Raw genomic sequence first — 22765 nt, forward strand, 5'->3', positions numbered from 1 at the left:
ATGACCAGGGTGGCAGTATCGGTACAGTTGGTGTCTTCATCGGTCACGTTGATCACGTAGCTTCCGGCGCTTAGTCCGGTCAGGGAAATGATCCCATTGGACTCGCCTGTATTCAAAGGTCCTCCATCAATACTATAACTGTAGGTGGTAGCAAAACCATCGACTAAAAATCGGCCTTCCCCATCGCTGTCGCCCACACAGGTGACCACCTTGGTAGCCTGAGCCTGTACGGAGATCGAACTGATGTCCGTGATCGCAAAGACCTCGTCATAAGAACAGCCCTCATTATCTGTTACCCTGAATGTGTACGTCCCGAGACCTAGCCCTGTAAACACAGGATTATTCCCGTTGTTGACCACACTGGCAGCCGGGGCGATGATCTCATATACAAAGGGTGCTGTACCATCTGTTACGGCTACGGTCACAGAAGCTGTACTCGTAAGACAGTCTATGCTCGATATGGTAAAATCCATATCGGTGGGTTTATCGAGGGGATTAAAGACGATGGGAGGAAGACTCTGAACACAGCCATTGGCATCCCTGATCTGCGGGGTGTAGGTGCCTACCCCGAGGTTGGTAAATACGGTAGTCGCACTAAATCCGGCCCCTATGCTGTAATCGTAAGGAGAAGTACCTCCCGACACCCCTGAAATGGTGATCTGTCCTCCATTTTCGTCTAAACAGGTGGGCGCACTATCCGGCGTGGCAGTCGCCGTGATGTTGGATGGGGTCCCTACTGTTTCAACGGTAGCTGGGGTGGTACAAACAAAACTTCCCTGCTGGTAACGGATCATGACGTCATAACTGCCTGGTGCCAGGCCGTTAAAGACGTTGCTGCCCTGGTAACTTGTCCCGTTATTGTTGCTGAATTCCAGGTTATACCCGTACCCGTTGGTCACGTTCACCGTGATGCGCCCATCGTTGGCTCCCCCGCAATTCGCATCCTGGGTGGTAACTGTGAAAACCGGCGGAGGCAGGTCTTCCACATCAACACTGGCCGATCTGCGGCAACCATTGGCATCCTCAACCAAAATAGGATACGTACCGGCAGAGGAAACGGTAAATACGGCCGTACTGGCGTAGGGCGCGCTGAAACTGCCCCCTCCATCCAGGCTGTAGCGGTATGGGGGTGTGCCTCCTGAAGTATTGATGGTCACATCGACGGAGGCCGCTCCACACCCAAAACTGTCATTGGCAGTGGCAGAGACGGCTATCGGACTGATCCCATTTCCGATGACGATGGGGTCTGAATTGACATCCAGGGTGATAAGCTCATTACATTTGTTCGTCTCTACCCTAACACTGTAGGTACCCGGACTCACATTGGCGAAAGTATAACTGCTGGCTGCATCTGGTCCGAATGTATCTACTGTGACTGAGTTCTTGATGAGTCGGTACGTATAAAAACCGGGGACACCGGTGACCTGTACGTCAATGCTTCCCAACTGACCACTACAGAGGATGTCGTTAGCCGTTACATCCACATTGATGTTCAGATCCTGGACAGTAACGGAATTGGAGGGAAATACGCAGGAACTGCTGGAAACATTCTTCAGCCGTACGTAGACCATATAGCTGCCGGGGGCGGTAATGTCAAAATAAGGGGTGTCCTGATAGGGTCCTGCCGGAGTGTTCAGGCTGTATTCATAACCCGCAGGCACGTTGGTGATCTCCACCCTGCCCGGATTGCCACAAATGATGTCTTCCTTGATCAGCTGGGGGTTCAGGGGGTTCAAAGTAGATTTGAAATAGTAATACTGACCTCCATCCACTCTGACCCTGAATTCCCCGCTGGTTGACAGGTTATAGGTAGCTCCCGTACCCACCGTGTCATAACAAGTGTTGTTGGTGTTCGCGCAATCTTCGATAACCGAAGCGGCACATCGGTTGGGATCGAGTTTCTGCCATTCATAACTCGACCCTGATATACTCAGGGACAGGGTTCGAACATCACTGGTTCCGCAAAGAAAGAATTTAGCCAGGGTGCTCCCGTCATTAGGACAGGTAACTTCCTCGTTGGCCCCCTGTATGATGGTCGTGAACATAGGAGCTGCAGGTGCAAAATAATCCTCTGAGGCGTCCAGAGCCCCGACTGATTCAGATACAGTCTCCACCGCCTCAGATTCCCCGGAAATATCCTCAAAAAGGGATATCCCGTCCAGGGAAGAGACGAGTTTTATCACGCTGGGGTTTGCGATGGCAGATGTACCTATTACAAAAAGTGCCAACCACAGCAAGGCATACGAAAAATGCCTGATTTTTTTAGGGAGCATAGGTTAATCCTGGTTATGGCAAGAATATGTTGATTTGGGATCAGTATATTCAGAGCGTAGTTATCGTTCTATAATTTTCTCTTTATCTTTGGCTTAAGGCCATCATTATTATTAAATTAAATAACGTCTCGGAATGCAAAAAAGTATCCTCATCACTTGTTTTTTCGTTGTACTGACGGTCATTTCCTGTGCCCAAAAGTCCGATAACGGGATCAAAACTCCCGAGGAAACGAACTTTTCTGCTGAATTGATGGTCGATGGACTCCAGATCCCCTGGGGGCTGGTTTTCCTGCCTGATGGCAGTATGCTGATCACTGAAAAGTCAGGGGAAATCATCCACTTCAAGGATGGTGAAAAAACCCAGATCACCAATGTACCTCCCGTGTATTACCGAGGGCAGGGGGGCCTGCTCGACATCGAATTACACCCTCGCTATGCGGAGAACGGATGGATCTATCTCTCTTACTCCTCTGCGGAAGGCGATGACAAAGGGGGAAACACCGCCGTGGCAAGGGCGAAGCTGACAGGTAATTCCCTGACCGACGTGGAGATTCTCTACAAAGCAACCCCCAATACCACGCGGGGGCAGCACTTTGGTTCCAGGCTTGAATTTGACGACAATGGCTATCTGTATTTCACCATAGGCGAAAGGGGCGACCGGGATGTGAATCCCCAGGACATCACCCGGGACGGAGGCAAGGTATACCGTATAAACGACGACGGCACAATCCCTGCAGACAACCCTTTTGTGAATGAGGCAGGAGCCAAAGGGGCGATTTATACCTATGGCAACCGCAATCCCCAGGGAATGGTCAAAAATCCGGTGACCGGTGAGATATGGATACACGAGCACGGACCCAGGGGCGGAGATGAGATCAATATCGTGAAGAAAGGGGCCAATTATGGCTGGCCTGTGATCACTTACGGGATCAACTACAGCGGGACCCCCATCACGGACAAGACCGAGATGGAAGGCATGGAACAGCCCATTCACTACTGGACCCCTTCCATAGCCCCCAGTGGCATGACCTTCGTGACCTCACCCCTGTATCCGGACTGGAATGGAGACCTTCTCGTGGGTTCACTTTCCTTTCAGTACCTGGAACGCCTGCAAATGGAAGGAGAAAAAGTGGTTTCCCGGGAGAAACTGATGGAGAATGTCGGTCGCGTCAGAAACGTCAGGCAGGGGCCTGATGGTTATATCTACGTGGCTGTGGAAGGCAAAGGAATCTACAAATTAGTGCCTGATAACTAGGCAGCGGTCATTTGCCGTATTCGTCCATAGCCTTTTTGACGGAACCGTACTTTTGGAGGACTTCGGTGGCCGTTTTATAATCGAGTCCCAGGCTGTCCATCAGGTAGCGCGTACCCCGATCCACCAGTTTGTTGTTGCTCAATTGCATATTGACCATCTTATTCCCACGAACCCGGCCGATCCTGATCATCAGGGCTGTGGAGATCATGTTCAGGGCCAGTTTCTGTGAGGTACCCCCTTTCATACGGGTGCTTCCGGTGACGAATTCGGGCCCCACAGGGATCTCGATAGGAATCTCTGCCTCCAGGGCGAGTGGGGATCCCGGGTTGTTGGTGATTCCGGCCGTAAGCAGGCCATTCTTGCGGGCGGTGGAAACCCCGCCTATCACATAGGGGGTGGTTCCCGAAGAGGCGATCCCCACGACCGTGTCCATGTTGTTGATCCCAAAGGCCTCCAGGTCCTTCCAGGCCTGTTCCCGGTCGTCCTCAGCAAATTCTACGGCTTTCCTGATGGCCGAATCCCCCCCAGCAATGAGTCCGATCACCCGTTCATGAGGCAATCCGAAGGTGGGTGGGATCTCCGAAGCATCGAGGATACCGAGCCGGCCACTGGTTCCTGCCCCGATATAGAACAACCTTCCCCCTTTTAAAAAGCGTTCAGTCAGCTGTTCAACAAGCTGCTCAATCTTCGGGATGACAAGGGCTACACTTGCCGCTACTTTTTGGTCTTCCTGATTAATATTGGTCAGCAGTTCTGAGGTCGACATGTGTTCGAGGCGGTCATAGACCGAATCCACTTCGGTGATCTTCTTAAAATCAGACATAATTACAACAGGCGAAGGTCCTGGTTTCTAAAGAGGTTCAACAGGTTATTCTCGGGGGATAATTCCGTGATCATCGTATTGATCTCGTGGATATCGCAGGTCTTAAAACGATGCTGGGAATTCAGTTTTTCCGAGATACACAAAAGTACAGCTTTTTTGGAAGCGCGTATCACAGCCTTCTTCAGCTGCACCACATCCCAGTCGAATTCCGTAAGCCCGTGAAGGGCATCGACATATCCCGTACCGAGAAAGGCATAGTCGAACCTCACTTCAGCGAGACGCTGAATGGTATAGGCACCGTTGGAGATCATGGATTCAGGGGAGATCCTCCCCCCTATGAAAATCAGATCTACATGGGGCAGTCCGGCCAGTTGCAGGGCTACAGGGAGACTGAAGGTAAAACAGGTCAGTTTTAATTTAGGAGGGATCATCCGGGCCATCTCCAGACAGGTGGTTCCCCCGTCAATAAAGATCACAGCCCCTTCCTTAAGCATGCTTACAGCCTTTTCGGCTATAACCATTTTCTCGTTCAGGGCATAAACGTTGGAACTTCGGGCCGCGGTATGAGTATATCCCAGGGAGACAGCTCCCCCGTGGACCTTCCTCAATTTACTGCCGGCATCGAGTTCCTTGACATCTCTTCTTACGGTATCTACGGAGACCTCCAGTTTTTCAGCCAGATCTGTGAGCAAAACACGGTTGTGCAGGTCAACTTCATTTATAATTAGCTGCTGTCGCTCTTCCTTTAACATGAATGCATTCTTTTACAGATTTCTTATTCGGTATTTTGCCGTTTTATCTAGTCTTGACTGCTAATTTACATATTTTAATGCATACTATTGCAATTTTTCTTGCAAAATACTGCAATATTAAATTTTATTGCTTATTTTTGTCCGGTTAATCTAACAACGTATACTATGATCACCTCCCCCCTGGCTTCTGAAACCGGAGCCTTCCCCACAGACGACGAGTCCAGAAAGTTTGAAAGGATCAGAACGAAGATCCACGACAATTCTGACGAAGCATCGTTTTACGTCGCTAACGAGATAGCCGACCTGATCCGGCAGCGGCAAAAGAGCGGCAAGAAGGTCGTACTGGGTCTGGCGACCGGGTCTACACCCACCAAGGTCTACGAGTACCTGGTGAAATTTCACAAGGAAGAAGGTCTGAGTTTTAAGAATGTCATCACCTTCAATCTCGATGAATACTTCCCCATGCAACCCGATTCCATCCACAGCTATGTGAGGTTCATGAGGGAACACCTCTTTGACCACATCGATATCCGCAAGGAGAACATCCATATCCCGGACGGATCCCTGGAAAAAGAGGATGTTCGTGAGTACTGCCAGGCCTACGAACAAAAGATTCTGAAAGTCGGTGGTATTGACATTCAGGTACTCGGGATCGGCCGGACCGGCCACATCGGATTTAACGAACCCGGTTCTACCCTGGTGAGCAAGACCAGGCTTGTACGACTCGACAGGGTTACTAAACTGGACGCTGCCAGCGACTTTTTCGGACTGGAGAATGTACCGAAACGCGCCATCACCATGGGGGTCGGGACCATCCTTTCTGCCAAGCGCATCATCCTGATGGCCTGGGGTGAAGGAAAATCGGAGGTCATTGCTAAAGCCGTGGAAGGCCCGATCAAGGAATCCGTCCCGGCCACCTTCCTCCAGCACCATAAGAACTGTGACTTTATTTTGGATGAAGCTGCGGCATCTGCCCTGACTCGCGTGGCGACCCCCTGGCTGGTCAGTGAATGCCAGTGGCATGACGGCCTCATCAAAAAAGCGGCCATCTGGCTGTCCGAAAAATTAAATAAAGCCATCCTCAAGCTTACCAATGAGGATTACAACGAACACGGAATGGGTAACCTCATCGCCGAGATCGGTTCTGCCGAACACATCAACCTCATCGTCTTTAACCAGCTGCAGCGTACCATAACCGGATGGCCGGGCGGTAAACCCAATGCAGACGACAGCAAAAGACCGGAAAGGAAGGATCCCTATCCCAAAACCTCCCTTATCTTCAGCCCACACCCTGATGATGACGTCATCTCCATGGGCGGTACCCTTCTCCGACTTGTAGACCAGGGGCATGAGGTTCATGTGGCCTACCAGACCTCGGGGAATATCGCCGTCTTCGACGATGAAGTGATCAGGTTCCTCGACTTCGCCAGGGATATCCAGAAAGACGACAAGGAATTGCAGCAGCAGGTGGTGGAAGTACGGGATTTTCTCGACAAGAAAACCCCGGGACAGGTAGACAGCCCATTGATACAGCAACTCAAGGGCCTGATCCGAAAAGGCGAAGCTCTCGCTGCCTGCCGTTACTGCGGGGTCAAAGAAGAAAATGCCCACTTCCAGAACCTCCCCTTTTACGAGACCGGTACGGTGAAGAAAAAACCTTATTCCGAAGCAGATATCCAGCAAACCTATGACCTGCTTCAGCGGATAAAGCCCCATCAGATCTTTGCTGCGGGAGACCTTTCTGATCCTCACGGCACGCACAGGGTCTGTCTGAACGTCATCTACCGCGCCCTTGACCGACTGGTGAAAGAGAAAGCCTCCTGGATCAAAGACTGTTACGTCTGGCTGTACCGTGGAGCGTGGCAGGAATGGGACATCGCCGACATGGAAATGGCCATCCCCATAGGTCCGGCCGATATGCAGCGAAAAAAGAACGCCATCTTCAAGCACCAGTCCCAAAAGGACAGCGCCATGTTCCCCGGAAATGACGAGAGGGAATTCTGGCAAAGGGCCGAACAGCGGAACAAGGAAACCGCCAGGAAATACAATGCCCTGGGAATGGCAGAATACGAAGCCATGGAAGGATTTGTCCGTTATCATTTCATGTAATAAGGATAAGACTTAGCATAGTTCCCGATCTGTCATCAATTTCAGGTCGGGAACTTTCTTTACTGGGTAATTTGCTTACTTTTAGAACGGATTTACCGGCATGATACAAAAGAATAAACGGGCCTGGGCCTGGATCCCAACACTTTATTTTACTCAGGGTTTGCCTTATGTGATGGTGGTCACCGTCTCCGTGATCATGTACAAAAAGCTGGGGATCAGCAATGCCGATATAGGGCTGTACACGAGTTGGCTCTACCTGCCCTGGGTGATCAAACCCTTGTGGAGTCCGTTCCTGGAACTGATCGGCACCAAACGCAACTGGTTCCTAGGCATGCAATTACTGATTGCCCTGTCTTTCCTGGCCATTGGTCTTTTCCTGCCCACCAATATCTTTTTCGTGACCACCCTCGCCTGTTTCTGGATGGCCTCTTTTGCTTCAGCAACCAATGATATTGCCTCAGATGGATATTATATGATCGGACTGACCGAGGAGAAACAGTCCTTTTTCGTTGGTGTCAGGAGTACCTTTTACAGGCTGTCCATGGTAACCGGACAGGGCCTGCTGGTGATACTGGCGGGATTTCTTGAAAACCACTACGGCCAAAGTGACAAGGCCTGGTCCCTTACCATGATCGTCACCGCTGCCCTGATGCTGCTGCTCACCCTTACCAATGCCCTGCTCTGCCCCAAATACGAAACTTCTGTATCCATCGTCCTGGATAAACCCGGAAGTTTCTGGGAAGTCTTCTCTTCCTTCTTCAAAAAATCAGGTATAGGGACGGCCCTTGCATTTATTCTGTTTTTCCGGCTTGGAGAATCCCAGCTGGTCAAAATGGCGGCACCGTTCCTGTTGGATGGGCCTGAAGCGGGCGGACTCGGTTACAGTACGGCCGAAGTTGGGACGATTTACGGCACCATAGGAGTGATCATGCTTACCGCAGGAGGAATCCTGGGGGGAGTACTCATCTCCAGGCACGGCTTAAAGCGCTGGTTCTTCCCCATGGTACTCACCCTTAATATACCCAATGCCTTCTACGCCCTCCTGGCCATCACGGGAACGGACCACCTGGCTGCCGTCATTACGACCGTGGTTCTTGAACAATTTGGCTATGGTTTTGCGATCGCCGGGTTTATGGTTTATCTCATTTACCTGGCCGAAGGGATCTCCAAGACCTCTCATTACGCCATCGCGACCGGCTTTATGGCCCTGGGAATGATGGTGCCCGGTCTGGTCAGCGGGTACATGCAGGAATGGCTGGGATACGACGGTTTCTTTATATGGGTCGTCCTGGCTGCTCTCCCTTCCCTCCTTTTATTGAAATACATACAATACCCCCCGGATTATGGAAAGAAAAGAGTCTCCTGACAGGCCTATTCTCCCCTATATAGAGGCCACCCAGCTTCTTACCCTCAGGGAAAAAGTGGGGCAGTGTTTTATGCCAGCGGCCTTTATCAATGATTCAGAGGAGGAGATCAGGAACCTGGAATCCCTGATCCGGAAGGGTGCCGTGGGAGGGATCTGCTTTTTTCACAGCAGGGCGAGTGCCGCGACGAATTTTGAAGGCAAGAAAAAAGTGGTCTACAACGAAAAGAGCTTTGACCTGCTGAAAACGCTCATCCGCAGGTATCAAAAAGCCGCCGCTCACCCCCTGTTGATCAGTATAGACGCAGAATGGGGCCTGGCCATGCGAATTGAGGAAACCCCCCAGTACCCCTACGCCATGACCCTGGGTGCTGCTGACGATCCCTTCCTCGTCTATGAGATCGCTAAAAATATAGGACGGGATTGCCGGGTAGCAGGAATCCACTGGAATTTTGCCCCGGTGGCGGATATCAACAACAACCCGGACAACCCGGTCATAGGATACCGTTCCTTCGGGGGGAATAAGGAAAAGGTCAGCATGAATGCTACCGCCTTTTCCAGGGGCCTGCAGGATGCCGGGATCCTCAGCTGTGCCAAACACTTTCCGGGGCACGGCGATACCGCGACCGACTCCCACCTGACCCTGCCTGTTATTGAAAAGTCGGCACAAGAGCTCATGACGGAGGAACTCGTCCCCTTCCGGGCCCTCATCAGGAATGGGGTAGATGCGGTCATGGTGGGACACATCTCGGTACCGGCTATCACCCACGGCAGTTCCGTGTCCGCGTCCGTTTCCAAAGAGATCATTGACGGCCTGTTGAGAAAGACCCTGGATTACCAGGGGGCGGTGGTCTCGGATGCCCTGAATATGCACAGTGTGTCCAGGGCTTTTCCTGAAAAAGGTACGTTGGAATGGACGGCCTTTGATGCGGGTACGGACGTACTTTGCTTTACAGAACACCCGGAAGAGGGCATTGAAAAGATACTGGAACAGGCAACCCCGGAGAGGATTGAACTGAGTTTTAAACGAATTTGGGAGCTCAAGGAAAGGGCCTTTCAAATGAATGGAACCCTTGAATCCGGGCTGAGCAAACCTCATGCCTACAATAAAATGGTAGCGAGAAACAGCCTGACCCTTTTCAAAGGCGAACAGGAAACTTTTAAGGAATTCCGTGAAAAAGGATATATCGCCCTTTCCATAGGCAACAACAAAGGAAGGGAATTCCACAGGAAATTAGGCCTGAAAAAAGAAGATTCCCTGATTTTCAAGGATAGTACAGACTATCCCAATCTGAAAGAACGGATCGGGAAGACCTCCCGGGTCCTGCTTTCGGTCTACCTCCCCAGGGCCAAGCCTCAGGGACTGTTCGGACTTCAGGATCAAACCATGGAATTGATCCATCAACTCATAGAAAATTACGAAGTGATCGTATATTTGTTCGGCAACCCTTATTTTTTGAATCATTTGCCCCTGGAGAAGATTCGGACGATCGTCATTGCCTATCAGGATCTGCAAGGTTTCGAAGAGGTTGCCGCCCAGCATTTTCTGGGTCATTTTGAGGCGACGGGAGTTCTGCCCGTTTCATTATAACTCATTCCTATGAAGACGTATAAAGTCATCGGCCTGATGTCGGGTACTTCCCTGGATGCCCTGGACCTTGCCTATTGCCATATCCGGAAAAACCTGACGCGATGGGAATATGAGATCAGGGCCACCCGCAGCATCTGTTATGACAAAAAGAGATATGAAAAACTAAAATCGGCCATTGAGCTGCCGGCAGACCAATTGTTCCGCCTGCATAATGACTATGGCACCTGGCTGGGGGAACAATCCAGGCTGTTCAAAGAAGAGGAAGGCCTGGAGGTCGACTTTATTTCCAGCCATGGACATACCGTACACCATCAACCTGAGAACGGCATGACCTTCCAGTTAGGTTCCGGACAGCACCTGGCTAATGCCAGCGGGATCCGGACGGTATGCGATTTCCGCACCAACGATGTGGCCCTGGGCGGGCAGGGAGCTCCCCTGGTGCCTGTAGGAGATCATTTTCTCTTTGCGTCCTACGATTTTTGCCTCAACCTGGGTGGGATCAGCAATATTTCTTTCCACCGTGATGGGAAAAGGATCGCTTTTGATATAGGAGTGGCCAACATGTTACTGAATCATATTACCTCCAAAGAAGACATCCCGTACGACAAAGGTGGGGAAAGGGCACGGAAAGGCGAGATAATCCCTTCCCTCCTCAAATCACTCGACAATCTGGCGTATTACAGGAAACCCTATCCCAAATCTACGGGTTACGAGTGGTTCACGACAGAGGTGGCCCCCCTCGTAGACGCGACAGAGGCCCCGATGGAATCCCTGTTGCATACGGCTGTGCACCACATTTGCGGGCAGATTGGTCAGGTAGTGAGAAAACTCAGTCCCAAAGGGAAGAAAACACTCCTTGTAACCGGAGGCGGTGCATTGAACACCTATCTCACGGAAGTACTGCAGGAGAAGGTCGGGGATGATATCAGCCTGGAAATCCCATCACGTCAGTTGATAGAGTTCAAGGAGGCCCTGGTCTTTGCCTTTATGGGTGTACTTAGGATAGAACAGGAGATCAACGTTCTGAGTTCCGTCACCGGTGCCCGACGTGACTCTTCTTCCGGGGTGGTCTATCTCCCGAGCTGACACCTTCCTTAAAACTGGCTTACAGGGGAATATTTCCGTGTTTCTTGGGAGGCATGGACACGTCCTTTTTTTCCAGCATACCGAAAGCTTTGATGAGTTTTCTCCGGGTTTCACGGGGTTGGATCACCTCGTCAATGAATCCCCTTCCGGCCGCCCTGAAGGGATTGGCAAATTTTTCGGCATATGCGGCTTCTTTCTCGGCTAACTTCTTTTCAGGATCCTCTGCCTCACTGATCTCCTTCCTGAAAATGATCTCACTGGCCCCCTTGGCCCCCATAACAGCGATCTCAGCAGTAGGCCAGGCGTAATTAAAGTCAGCCCCGATATGCTTGGAGTTCATAACGTCGTAGGCTCCTCCATACGCCTTTCGGGTAATGACCGTCACCTTGGGCACGGTGGCCTCGCTCAAGGCGTAGAGCAACTTGGCTCCGTGAACGATGATGCCGTTCCATTCCTGGTCAGTCCCCGGAAGGAAGCCCGGTACGTCTACCAGGACGAGTAGCGGGATGTTGAAGCTGTCGCAGAAACGGGTGAATCGGGCGGCCTTTCGCGAGCTGTTCACGTCCAGGACCCCGGCTAGGAACATGGGTTGATTGGCTACGATCCCAACACTCCTGCCCCCGAGTCGCGCAAAGCCAACAATTATATTCTCTGCGTAATCCTTATGGATCTCGTAAAAGGTCTCCTCATCTATAATCCCCCTGATCACTTCGTGCATGTCATAGGGTTTGTTAGGACTATCCGGCACGATCTTCTCCAACACATCCCTGAACTCATCCCCAATTTTAAAGGGCATATCCTTGGGCTTTTCTTTATGACTCTGGGGCAGGTAGCTCAAAAGGCTCTTCAGGTCTTCCAGGCATTCCACGTCATTGGCGGATGTCTTGTGGGCTACGCCCGACTTGACAGCATGGGCACTGGCCCCGCCCAGTTCCTCCGAAGTGACCTCTTCATTCGTCACGGTCCTCACAACGTTGGGCCCGGTCACAAACATATAACTCGTGCCCTCCACCATCAGGGTAAAATCGGTAATGGCAGGGGAATAGACCGCTCCACCGGCACAGGGGCCCATGATAGCCGAGAGCTGAGGGATAACCCCGGATGCCTTCACATTGCGGTAAAAGATGTCTGCATATCCTCCCAGTGACCTCACCCCTTCCTGTATCCTCGCTCCACCTGAATCGTTGAGCCCTATGACAGGTGCTCCCACATTCATGGCCAGGTCCATGATCTTGCAGATCTTCTCAGCATGGGTCTCGGAGAGTGCCCCGCCAAAGACCGTAAAATCCTGGGCATAAACATAAACCAGGCGCCCGTGGATGGTGCCGTACCCGGTAACCACCCCGTCTCCGTAATAGACCTCCTTATCCATTCCGAAATCGGTGGTCCTGTGCGTCACCAGAATGCCCATTTCCTCAAAGGATCCTTCATCGAGCAGGTACTCTATGCGTTCACGGGCTGTCAGCTTCTTTTTCTCGTGCTGTTTTTCTATGCGTTTTTGTCCCCCTCCCAGTTTGGCCTGGGCAATGCGTTCATTCAGCTTGTCAATATTCGAGCTCATCTTTTATGACGTTGGTAACCTTAATAAATTCTGATCTTCCAGGTACTGTTTCAATGCGATCCTCGCTGCGATACCTGCCTCTTCCTCGGCTTTCTGTAGCAACACCTCCGGAGAGTAATAGTTCTTGACGAAATGGGTGTCGAATTCACCAGACCTGAAGGCTTCGTGCTCACAGACGAACCGACCAAAAGGCAGGGTGGTCTGTACCCCCTCTACCACATAGCGGTCAATAGCCTCGATCATAAGCTGTATAGCTTCCTGCCTGCTCTTTCCATAGGTGCAGAGTTTGGCCAGCATAGGATCGTAATAGATAGGGATCTCCATGCCTTCCTCAAACCCGTTGTCGACCCTAATCCCGTCTCCCGAAGGTACTCTGTACCGCTCGAGGATTCCCACGCTGGGTAAAAAACTGTTCAGTGGATCCTCGGCATATACCCGGAGTTCCAATGCATGACCCTTGATAACCAGGTCCTCCTGTTTCAGGGTCAGTTCCTCCCCCCTGGCCACACGGATCTGCAGCTCTACAAGGTCTACCCCCGTAATCAGTTCCGTTACGGGGTGCTCTACTTGCAGCCGGGTATTCATTTCCAGGAAGTAGAAGTTATGGTCAGCGTCCATCAGGAATTCCACCGTACCGGCCCCCAGGTAGTCGCAGGAGCGGGCTACTTTGGTGGCGGCTATGCCCATTTCCTTTCTGAGTTCGGGGGTCAGGATGGCCGAGGGAGCCTCCTCCACTACTTTCTGGTGACGTCGCTGTATGCTGCATTCCCTCTCAAAGAAATACAGGATATTCCCATGGGCATCTGCCATGATCTGTATTTCGATATGCCGGGGTGAACTCACGTATTTTTCTATAAAAACAGATCCGTCGCCAAAGGCTGAAGTGGCTTCGGATATGGCTCTTTCCATCTGGGACTCCAGGTCTTTCTCCTTCTCCACGATCCTCATACCTTTTCCTCCTCCCCCGGCAGAAGCCTTGATAAGGATGGGAAAACCGATCTCCCTCGCAATCGCTTTGGCTTTATCCACATCAGCAATGGCCTCATCCACTCCGGGAACCATGGGGATGTCGTACTTCTTGACAGCTTCTTTTGCCGCAAGTTTGCTTCCCATCATCTCAATGGCTTTCGGTCGGGGACCGATAAAGATAATCCCGCTGTCGGTCACAGCCTTTGCAAAGGCCGCGTTTTCACTGAGGAAACCGTATCCTGGATGAATGGCGTCTGCTCCGAGTCGGGTAGCCTCCTGTATGATCTTCTTCCCATTGAGGTAGGATTCCCTGGAAGGGGCTTCTCCTATGCACACGGCCTCGTCCGCAAATTTGACATGGGGCGCATGCCGGTCGGCCGTAGAATATACGGCAAGGGTCTTGATGCCCATTTTCCTTGCGGTCTTCATGACCCTGATGGCGATTTCACCCCTGTTGGCTACCAGTATCTTTTTCATAATAGTGTCAATGCTTTAAGCATAGGTGATCAGCAGTTGTTTCTTATCTACCGTCTCCCCAACCCTTACCGATATACTTTTGATGATCCCTTCCCTGGGGGAGGTGATCACATTCTCCATCTTCATAGCCTCCAGGATCAGCAGAGGGGAATCCTCCTTTACCTCCTCTCCTTCCCTGGCCTTGATCTCCAGGATGAGCCCTGGCATGGGAGCGGTAATCGAGGTGATATTTTTTGCCGATCCCAGGGAGAATCCCATCCGGGCGATCTGCTGGTCGAGTTCGTTCTGAAGGCCGACTTCATAAACATCATTCCGAACCTTTATTTTATAGATCTTGTTGTTAAAGTCGCCCGAGATCACTTCAACAGGAAAAGGGATATTGTCCTTGAGCACATGAAAGCCTGATCCGGAGGTTTTCAGGATGTCCAGGGATGCGAGATCCCCTTCTGATAATTCGTATTCATAGGTCCCGTTTACGGTGACTTTATACGGTTTAGACATAGGGTGGAAGTTCTTATTTCGATGTAGCTCAGGCAAGATATACAAAATAAAAAAGGGCGGAAAATTTATTTCTCCTTGTAATTTCAGAGGCTGCACTGGGGCAATTATTGAGCGTTTTAAAAGATAGCCTTTGCTCTCTGTGGGGGGCATCTCAGGTAATCCTGCCGAGAACCGCGTAAGAGATTACGGCCGGGCAAAATCCTTCCCTTGTGAGATGAGAAGTGTAGGCGAAAACCCTTATTTTTGAACAAAAAGTAAACTGCATGCTCATTATAGGGATTGCCGGAGGTACGGGATGCGGAAAGACCACGGTCGTCAATCAGATCATCAATGAGATTCCTGAGGAAGAAGTGGGGGTGATCTCCCAGGATTCCTATTACAATGACCTCTCTCATCTCTCATACGAGGAGAGGACAAAGATCAATTTTGACCATCCCAGAGCGATCGACTTCGACCTGCTCGGCAAACATTTGAGCCTGTTAAGGAAGGGCAAGCCGATCGACCAGCCCGTTTATTCCTTTCCCAAACACAACAGGACAGGCGATGTCATCGTGACCCATCCCAGGAAGGTGATGATCGTGGAGGGTATTCTCATCCTGACGCATCCGGAGATCCGCAAGATGTTCGACATCAAGATCTACGTACATGCCGATTCTGATGAAAGGCTGATCCGCAGGCTCAAGAGAGACATCAATGAAAGGGGACGCGACCTGGAAGAGGTGCTGAGCAGGTACCAGACCACCTTAAAACCCATGCACGACCAGTTCATAGAACCGACCAAGGAATATGCAGACATCATCATCCCCAACAACACGTACAACACGGTGGCAGTGGATATTGTGCGGACCATCATCAATGATAAATTACACTGACGGGATATGGGATTTAAAGACCTCCGAAAAAAGAAATGGTTTTCCATCGCCACCAATCTCTACGTGGTGGTGCTGACTGCTTTTGTGATCTGGATGGTCTTTTTCGACACGAATTCCCTGCTAATCCATCGGGAGCTTCAAAAACAGATAGACGACCTCGAAAAACAAAAGGAATTCCTCAAAAGCGAGATCGAGAAAGATAGGATAACATTGGAAAAGTTGTCAGACCCTCAGGAATTGGAAAAATTTGCGAGGGAAAAATACTATCTGAAGAAAAAAGATGAGGAGATTTACCTCATCGAATATGAGGATAGCCTGAAAAACAAAGAGGATGACGAGTAAGACCCGTTTTTACGATTTCCCTCCCGTGACTGCCAAGCAGTGGAAACAGCAGATACAGGCAGGGTTGAAGGGAAAGGATTACAATGAACTCCTGGTATGGGACAGTCCCGATCAGATCAAAGTGAAACCCTTTTACAGTGCCGAAGACCTGGAGGGCCGGCCCTCTGCCCAGGTTAAAACCCCTGATGGATGGAAGATCGGACAGGTAATAACCGAAGGGGATGCCCGTACTATCCGTGGTAAGGCAAAAAAAGCCCTGGAAAGAGGGGCAGAGAGCCTGTTTATTGTTTCAGAAAAAGAGCTCGATCTGAATACATTGCTGGAAGGAATCGATCTCGGTGTGAATCCCGTACACTTGGATTTACACACCTTTACACCTCAGATCACAGAACAACTCAATTCCCTCGATAGGAGTATCAGAGGTTCTGTTTTCCTGCATAGGGATGTCATCGGCCATCTCGCTCGAACCGGCAACTGGTACCGATCTATGAAGGAGGACCTCAACAGTTTTTTTGAAATGATCATAAACCTGGAGGGAATGCATACCCTATCCGTCGACGGAGCCCTCTACCAGAATGCCGGTGCTAACCGGATTCAACAACTGGCATACACCCTGGCCCATGCTTGCGAGTACTTCCAATTTGCGGAATCGCGTGCAAAGAAGGTCTCCTTTCCGGAACCCGAATTCAGGATGGCTGTGGATTCCAACTATTTTTTCGAGATTGCCAAATTGCGGGCCATGCGCCTGCTCTGGGCAACTTTGGCCAAAGAGTTCGGGGCTCCCGCGACTTGCCATATCACGGCCCAGCCCACAAGGAGGAACAAAACCCTTTACGAGTACAATGCGAACATGCTGAGGACGACCATGGAATGCATGGCAGCTGTGAATGGGGGTGCAGATACGGTTCTGAATCTGCCCTATGACGCCCTTTATCACAAGGAAAACGAATTTGGGGAACGCATGGGGAGGAACCAGTTGCTGGTCCTGAAAAATGAGAGTTACCTGGGTGCGGTCTCCAACCCGGCAGACGGGGCCTACTACATAGAATCCCTGACTCAGCATCTGGCCGAAAAGGCCCTCGCCCTCTTCAGGCAAATAGAGGCTTCAGGAGGCTTCCTCTCATCCCTGAAAAAACACACCATACAGAAAAAGATCCGGGAACAGGCTGCTGTGGAACAGGAGCAATTTGATAAGGGTGAACTGATCCTGGTCGGGTCCAACGCCTTTAAAAACCCGGATGACAGGATGAAAGGAGAACTGGAGATCTCACCTTTCGGGCAAAAGCGATCAGAGAAGACCCTGGTGGAACCCATTTTGGAAAAAAGGCTGGCTGAAGGCCTGGAGAGAAAAAGACTGGAACATGAGTAGGAAAGACTTGCAACATATCAAACTTACGGGTAGTACCGGGAATACAGGCAAGCCCGGTAACACCACCCGTTTTGCCGAAGGGATAGACGTTCCACCCCGGTTTAGCGAGGAAGACACCTCCCGTCTGGAGCACCTGGATTACGCGGCAGGGATCCCGCCTTTTCTTAGAGGTCCCTACCCCACCATGTACGTGCAGAGGCCCTGGACGATCAGGCAATATGCCGGATTTTCCACTGCCGAGGAGAGCAATGCCTTTTACCGAAGAAACCTGGCGGCAGGTCAGAAGGGACTTTCGGTGGCCTTCGACCTCCCAACGCACCGGGGGTATGACAGTGATCACGAGCGGGTTCAGGGGGACGTTGGGAAGGCAGGAGTGGCTATTGACAGCGTGGAAGACATGAAGATCCTGTTCGACGGTATTCCCCTCGACCGGATGTCGGTATCCATGACCATGAACGGGGCTGTGCTTCCGATCATGGCCTTCTATATCGTTGCGGCAGAAGAGCAGGGAGTATCGCCGGAGCAACTCGCGGGCACCATTCAGAACGACATCCTCAAGGAATTTATGGTCCGCAATACCTATATCTACCCGCCCGGGCCTTCCATGCAGATCGTGGCGGATATCTTTGAATATACGAGCAAATACATGCCGCGGTTCAACAGTATCAGTATCTCAGGATACCACATGCACGAAGCCGGAGCTACAGCTGATATTGAACTGGCCTATACACTGGCAGACGGACTCGAATACATACGGACCGGTCTGAAAGCAGGACTCGACATCGATGCCTTTGCCCCCAGGCTGTCTTTTTTCTGGGCCATAGGGATGAACCATTTTATGGAGATTGCCAAATTGCGGGCAGGACGCATGCTCTGGGCAAAACTGGTGAGCCAGTTCAATCCTAAAAATTCTAAGTCCCTGGCCTTAAGGACTCATTGCCAGACCAGCGGCTGGAGCCTTACCGAACAGGATCCCTTCAACAATGTGGCCCGCACCACGGTGGAGGCCGCTGCCGCTGCATTTGGGGGCACCCAGAGCCTGCACACAAATGCCCTGGACGAGGCCATTGCCCTCCCAACCGATTTTTCTGCAAGGATTGCCAGGAACACCCAGATCTACCTGCAGGAGGAGACCGGGATCACACGGACCGTCGACCCCTGGGCAGGTTCCTATTACGTGGAATATCTCACGGACGCACTGGCCAAAAAGGCCTGGAAACTGATCGAGGAAGTGGAGGATCTGGGCGGCATGACCAAAGCTATTGAAGCCGGGATACCCAAGTTGAGGATAGAGGAAGCTGCTGCCAAGAAACAGGCACGAATAGACAGCGGGCAGGATATCATTGTAGGCGTAAACAATTACAGGCTCGAGGAGGAGGAAATGCTGCAGATCCTGGAAGTGGACAACGCCAAGGTGAGGAAGCAACAGATCGAAAGGCTGAATGAGGTAAAGAGCGGAAGGGATGCTCAGGCGGCGTCCAAAGCCCTGGACAAACTCACTGAGGCAGCCCGTGTCAAAGCAAAAGGTTCTCAGGGAGAAAATGCCCATAATTTGTTAGCTTTAGCCGTGGAAGCGGCAAGAGAAAGGGCTACCCTGGGAGAGATCAGCAGCGCCCTTGAATCCGTTTACCAAAGGTATAACGCAAAAATCCAGACCTTTTCAGGCGTGTATTCCAAAGAGATTAAGGACGATGAGAATTTCCAGAAGGCCCGTGCTATGGCAGATGCCTTTGCCGCCCAGGACGGACGGAGACCCCGGATCATGATCGCGAAAATGGGTCAGGACGGGCACGATCGCGGAGCCAAGGTGGTTGCAACAGGGTATGCCGACCTCGGTTTTGATGTGGATATTGGCCCCTTGTTCCAGACACCTGCAGAAGCGGCCAAACAGGCTGTGGAAAATGACGTCCATATTTTAGGCGTTTCCTCCCTGGCTGGCGGACACAAGACCCTGGTGCCCCAGGTCATAGAAGCCCTCAGGGAATACGGCAGAAGTGATATCATGGTGATCGTGGGCGGGGTCATCCCCAAACAGGATTACCAGTTCCTGTTTGACTCAGGGGCCGTAGCTGTTTTTGGTCCTGGAACGCGTATCAGCGATGCTGCCATACAGATCCTCGAGATCCTTCTCGACTGAAAATCACAGCATTTTTTTAATAGAACAGGGTACTGAACTCACCGTGTCTGATATCCCTAAGTTATTCACTTCCTGTTAACAAAATACATTTTCTCCCTCCTCAAATAATTGTATTTTTAACCCCTAACTTACTATGACGATGGGCAAAATCATTGCTATTGCGAACCAAAAAGGAGGAGTAGGTAAAACTACTACCACGGTGAACCTGGCTGCCTCCCTGGGTGTACTGGAAAAAAAAGTGTTACTTATTGATGCAGATCCCCAGGCGAATGCGACCTCCGGACTGGGCATTGAGGTGGAAACCGTAGACCTGGGAACCTATCAGGTGCTGGAACATACCCGCTCTGCCAGGGAGACCATCATCAAGACGTCCTCCCCCAATGTAGATCTCATCCCCTCCCATATCGATCTCGTGGCCATCGAGATAGAGCTGGTGGACAAGGATGACAGGGAATACATGATGAAAAGGGCTATTGTGGAATTGAAGGACGACTACGATTATATCCTGATCGACTGCGCCCCATCCCTGGGCCTGCTCACCTTGAATGCCCTGACGGCCGCAGATTCGGTGATCATCCCGATACAATGTGAATACTTTGCCCTGGAAGGTCTTGGAAAACTCCTGAACACGATCAAAAGCGTACAGCGTATTCACAATCCCGACCTCGATATAGAAGGGATGCTCCTCACAATGTACGATGCGCGGTTACGCCTGTCTAACCAGGTGGTGGAAGAGGTGAAGAAACACTTCTCAGACATGGTCTTTGATACGATCATCCAGAGAAATGTGAGGTTGGGAGAAGCTCCCAGTTATGGGGAAAGCATCATTAAATACGATGCCAGCAGCAAAGGGGCTGCCAATTACCTGAACATGGCCAATGAGCTTCTCAAAAAGAACAAAGAGAAAGTGTGATGGCAAAAGCGACCAAAAAACAGGCACTGGGCCGTGGGCTGTCAGCCCTGCTGAAGGACCCTGAAAACGATATCCGCTCTGTGGCTGATAAAAATGCAGACAAGGTGGTGGGAAATATAGTGGAGCTCGATCTGGACTCCATCTCAGTGAATCCATTCCAGCCGAGGTCTAATTTCAATGATGAGGCCCTGCAGGAGCTCGCTTCCTCCATCCGGGAACTCGGGGTCATACAGCCCATCACGGTCAGGAAAACCGAATTCAACAAATACCAGCTCGTCTCCGGGGAGAGACGTTACCGGGCCTCAAAGATGGTCGGACTGGAAACCATCCCCGCTTACATTCGGATCGCCAACGACCAGGAATCCCTGGAAATGGCCCTGGTGGAGAATATTCAGCGTGAAGATCTGGATCCCATAGAGATCGCCCTTTCCTATCAGCGACTGATCGAGGAGATCGAACTGACCCAGGAGAAATTGAGCGACCGGGTTGGGAAGAAAAGGTCTACCATCACAAATTATCTCCGTCTCCTCAGGCTGGATCCCATCATACAGACCGGGATGCGGGACGGTTTTATCAGTATGGGCCACGGCCGGGCCCTGGTCAATGTGGAAAAGCGGACAGACCAGCTCGATATTTACGAGCAGATCATTGAACACGGCCTTTCCGTCAGGCAGACTGAAGAACTCGTCAGGAATTACCACGACACAGGGAAGGTATCCGGAAAAACAAGCCCTAAAAAGTCGGACAAATCCCTTTTTATCATCAACAACGAGATCGCCCTGTCTCATTTCCTGGAAACCGATGTCTCCCTGAGGACACAGGATAATGAAAAAGGCAAGATGAGTATTACCTTCAAGTCAAGGGAAGAACTGAACCGTATCATTAAATTGATCACCGGTGAATAAGCGGTCTTTTTTTTTTCTCCTCCTGTTTTCCTGTATGGCCCTAACCCATGCGCAAAGGAAAAGTTCTGAAACAGATTCCCTGAGAAACAATCTGAAAGAAAAAGGGGTTGTTATAGACGGCCGCATAGAGAAGCAAGAGGTCAACCCCCTGGCTCCCAGCAAGGCAGCTTTTTATTCAGCCATTCTGCCTGGTTTGGGACAGATCTACAACCGTCGTTACTGGAAAGTTCCCATCGTGTACGCAGCCATTGGGACAGGGGTATACGCCTATGTTTACAACGACGATCTATACGACCGTTTCCGATCGGCTTTCAAGCGCAGGCGGGCAGGTTTTACGGATGACGAGTTCTACGATGTGAATGGCAGCGGGATTGTACCGGGGAGCCCGGATCTTTCGGATGAGGCCCTGCAGGACGCCCAGGAAAGGTACCAGCGCGATCGGGACCTGGCCCTGCTGATCACTATCGGACTCTATGCCTTTAACATTATTGACGCGAACGTGGATGCCCACCTGAAGCAATTCAACGTCAATGAGGACCTTAGCCTGGATATAAAACCCTATCTCGAAGCTCACCCCATCACCTCCGACCCCAATTACGGGGTGGCCATGATCATAAAATTCTGACAGCGTGAAGATCGGATTATTTGGATACGGAAAAATGGGAAAGATGATCGAACAGATCGCCCTGAATCGCGGACACGATATCGTGGCCCGAATAGATGAAAATTCCACAGACATCCCTTATGATGACATGGAGGTTGCCATAGATTTCAGCGTACCGGAATCTGCCGTTTCGAATATCAAAGGTTGCCTGTCTAATGGTGTCCCGGTAGTATCCGGCACCACAGGGTGGCTCTCAAACTTCGAGGAGGTCAGGGACTACTGCCTGAACGCGAAGGGCGCCTTCCTGTACGCCTCCAACTTCAGCCTGGGAGTCAATATATTCTTTGAACTCAACAGGATGCTGGCCGGGATGATTCAAAAAACCGGGGAATACGAAGTTAGGATAGACGAAACGCACCACATTCACAAGCTCGATGCTCCCAGCGGGACGGCCATCACCCTGGCCGAGGGGATCATCGGACAAACGGATTACAAAAAATGGGAGTTGAACAAGGGGGCTACAGATACTGTTCCCATACACTCCCACAGGGAAGGCGAAGTACCCGGCACCCACATAATAACCTATTCAGGCGCAGTAGATGAGATCAGTATCAGGCACGAGGCTTATAGCAGGGAGGGATTTGCGCTGGGAGCAGTAGTAGCTGCTGAATGGATCATTGGAAAGCGCGGGGTGTTTAATATGAAAGACGTGTTAAACCTGGGCAGTAAATGATGACTAAATGATATCTTGCCCAACCTAAAGCCAAAAAGTCTCATCAATGGACGTAACACAATGGATTCTCTTTATTCTCCTTGTTCAGGTCATCCACTTCCTGGGAACCTGGAAACTCTATAAGATAGCG

The 22765-nt window shown here is 51.0% G+C and carries 18 protein-coding genes and 1 pseudogene; 13 read left to right on the forward strand and 6 right to left on the reverse strand.

Features of this window, described 5'->3' with window-relative positions; genetic code table 11:
• Positions 1 to 2273, reverse strand: a pseudogene (locus tag ABYP73_RS02180) (Two component regulator three Y domain-containing protein); the annotation flags it as partial.
• A 133-nt stretch (positions 2274 to 2406) separates the two neighbouring features.
• Here ABYP73_RS02180 and ABYP73_RS02185 point away from each other — a divergent pair.
• Positions 2407 to 3528, forward strand: coding sequence for a PQQ-dependent sugar dehydrogenase (locus ABYP73_RS02185; protein ID WP_372944671.1), 1122 nt, complete (start codon positions 2407 to 2409; stop codon positions 3526 to 3528).
• Positions 3529 to 3535: 7 nt separating this feature from the next.
• On the opposite strand, the gene ABYP73_RS02190 is transcribed toward ABYP73_RS02185, so the two are convergent.
• Together ABYP73_RS02190 and ABYP73_RS02195 are read right to left on the reverse strand one after the other, a co-directional pair.
• Complete coding sequence (locus ABYP73_RS02190) at positions 3536 to 4351, reverse strand: N-acetylmuramic acid 6-phosphate etherase (RefSeq protein WP_372973320.1); 816 nt, start codon at positions 4349 to 4351, stop codon at positions 3536 to 3538.
• Between the two features lie 2 nt (positions 4352 to 4353).
• Positions 4354 to 5103 carry a DeoR/GlpR family DNA-binding transcription regulator gene (locus tag ABYP73_RS02195; RefSeq protein ID WP_372973321.1) on the reverse strand — a complete coding sequence of 250 codons (750 nt, stop codon included), beginning with the start codon at positions 5101 to 5103 and terminating at the stop codon, positions 4354 to 4356.
• Positions 5104 to 5268: 165 nt separating this feature from the next.
• Between ABYP73_RS02195 and nagB the strand changes: the two genes are divergently transcribed.
• The 4 genes from nagB to ABYP73_RS02215 all read left to right on the forward strand — a co-directional run bounded on the left by nagB (position 5269) and on the right by ABYP73_RS02215 (position 11252).
• Positions 5269 to 7212, forward strand: coding sequence for a glucosamine-6-phosphate deaminase (gene nagB / locus ABYP73_RS02200; RefSeq protein WP_372973322.1), 1944 nt, complete (start codon positions 5269 to 5271; stop codon positions 7210 to 7212).
• Positions 7213 to 7312: 100 nt separating this feature from the next.
• The gene (locus tag ABYP73_RS02205) at positions 7313 to 8578 is read left to right on the forward strand and encodes an MFS transporter (RefSeq protein ID WP_372946258.1); all 1266 of its coding nucleotides are present in this window, start codon (positions 7313 to 7315) and stop codon (positions 8576 to 8578) included.
• Positions 8556 to 10166, forward strand: a complete 1611-nt coding sequence (locus tag ABYP73_RS02210; RefSeq protein ID WP_372973323.1) for a glycoside hydrolase family 3 protein — start codon at positions 8556 to 8558, stop codon at positions 10164 to 10166. The genes ABYP73_RS02205 and ABYP73_RS02210 overlap by 23 nt, the downstream gene beginning before the upstream one ends.
• A gap of 9 nt (positions 10167 to 10175) precedes the next feature.
• A complete protein-coding gene (locus ABYP73_RS02215) occupies positions 10176 to 11252 on the forward strand; it encodes an anhydro-N-acetylmuramic acid kinase (RefSeq protein ID WP_372973324.1) in 1077 nt (358 codons plus the stop codon).
• 19 nt (positions 11253 to 11271) lie between these two features.
• Here ABYP73_RS02215 and ABYP73_RS02220 read toward each other — a convergent pair whose 3' ends face one another.
• From ABYP73_RS02220 to ABYP73_RS02230, 3 genes are read right to left on the reverse strand one after another with little or no spacing between them, the layout of a single operon-like run.
• Positions 11272 to 12813: an acyl-CoA carboxylase subunit beta gene (locus tag ABYP73_RS02220; RefSeq protein ID WP_372973325.1), complete on the reverse strand. Its 1542-nt coding sequence runs from the start codon at positions 12811 to 12813 to the stop codon at positions 11272 to 11274.
• A 3-nt stretch (positions 12814 to 12816) separates the two neighbouring features.
• Positions 12817 to 14259, reverse strand: coding sequence for an acetyl-CoA carboxylase biotin carboxylase subunit (gene accC / locus ABYP73_RS02225; protein ID WP_372973326.1), 1443 nt, complete (start codon positions 14257 to 14259; stop codon positions 12817 to 12819).
• A 15-nt stretch (positions 14260 to 14274) separates the two neighbouring features.
• A complete protein-coding gene (locus tag ABYP73_RS02230) occupies positions 14275 to 14760 on the reverse strand; it encodes an acetyl-CoA carboxylase biotin carboxyl carrier protein subunit (RefSeq protein ID WP_372946361.1) in 486 nt (161 codons plus the stop codon).
• A gap of 263 nt (positions 14761 to 15023) precedes the next feature.
• Between ABYP73_RS02230 and udk the strand changes: the two genes are divergently transcribed.
• The 8 genes from udk (at position 15024) to dapB (ending at position 22635) form a co-directional block, all read left to right on the forward strand.
• Positions 15024 to 15632 carry a uridine kinase gene (gene udk / locus ABYP73_RS02235; RefSeq protein ID WP_372973327.1) on the forward strand — a complete coding sequence of 203 codons (609 nt, stop codon included), beginning with the start codon at positions 15024 to 15026 and terminating at the stop codon, positions 15630 to 15632.
• A 6-nt stretch (positions 15633 to 15638) separates the two neighbouring features.
• A complete protein-coding gene (locus tag ABYP73_RS02240) occupies positions 15639 to 15974 on the forward strand; it encodes a septum formation initiator family protein (RefSeq protein WP_372973328.1) in 336 nt (111 codons plus the stop codon).
• A complete protein-coding gene (locus ABYP73_RS02245; RefSeq protein WP_372973329.1) occupies positions 15964 to 17343 on the forward strand; it encodes a methylmalonyl-CoA mutase subunit beta in 1380 nt (459 codons plus the stop codon). Before ABYP73_RS02240 ends, ABYP73_RS02245 begins: the two co-directional genes overlap by 11 nt.
• On the forward strand, positions 17336 to 19480 hold the full coding sequence (scpA, locus tag ABYP73_RS02250) for a methylmalonyl-CoA mutase (protein ID WP_372973330.1): 2145 nt from the start codon (positions 17336 to 17338) through the stop codon (positions 19478 to 19480). The genes ABYP73_RS02245 and scpA overlap by 8 nt, the downstream gene beginning before the upstream one ends.
• A gap of 139 nt (positions 19481 to 19619) precedes the next feature.
• Positions 19620 to 20393: a ParA family protein gene (locus tag ABYP73_RS02255; RefSeq protein ID WP_372945102.1), complete on the forward strand. Its 774-nt coding sequence runs from the start codon at positions 19620 to 19622 to the stop codon at positions 20391 to 20393.
• Positions 20393 to 21298: a ParB/RepB/Spo0J family partition protein gene (locus ABYP73_RS02260; protein WP_372945103.1), complete on the forward strand. Its 906-nt coding sequence runs from the start codon at positions 20393 to 20395 to the stop codon at positions 21296 to 21298. Before ABYP73_RS02255 ends, ABYP73_RS02260 begins: the two co-directional genes overlap by 1 nt.
• Positions 21291 to 21923 carry a DUF5683 domain-containing protein gene (locus ABYP73_RS02265; RefSeq protein ID WP_372973331.1) on the forward strand — a complete coding sequence of 211 codons (633 nt, stop codon included), beginning with the start codon at positions 21291 to 21293 and terminating at the stop codon, positions 21921 to 21923. The genes ABYP73_RS02260 and ABYP73_RS02265 overlap by 8 nt, the downstream gene beginning before the upstream one ends.
• 4 nt (positions 21924 to 21927) lie before the next feature.
• Entirely contained in the window at positions 21928 to 22635 is a 708-nt protein-coding gene (gene dapB / locus ABYP73_RS02270) for a 4-hydroxy-tetrahydrodipicolinate reductase (RefSeq protein ID WP_372945104.1), read from the forward strand.
• The last annotated feature ends 130 nt before the right edge of the window (positions 22636 to 22765 follow it).

The organism is Muriicola sp., from assembly GCF_041567615.1.
Lineage (GTDB): Bacteria > Bacteroidota > Bacteroidia > Flavobacteriales > Flavobacteriaceae > Muriicola.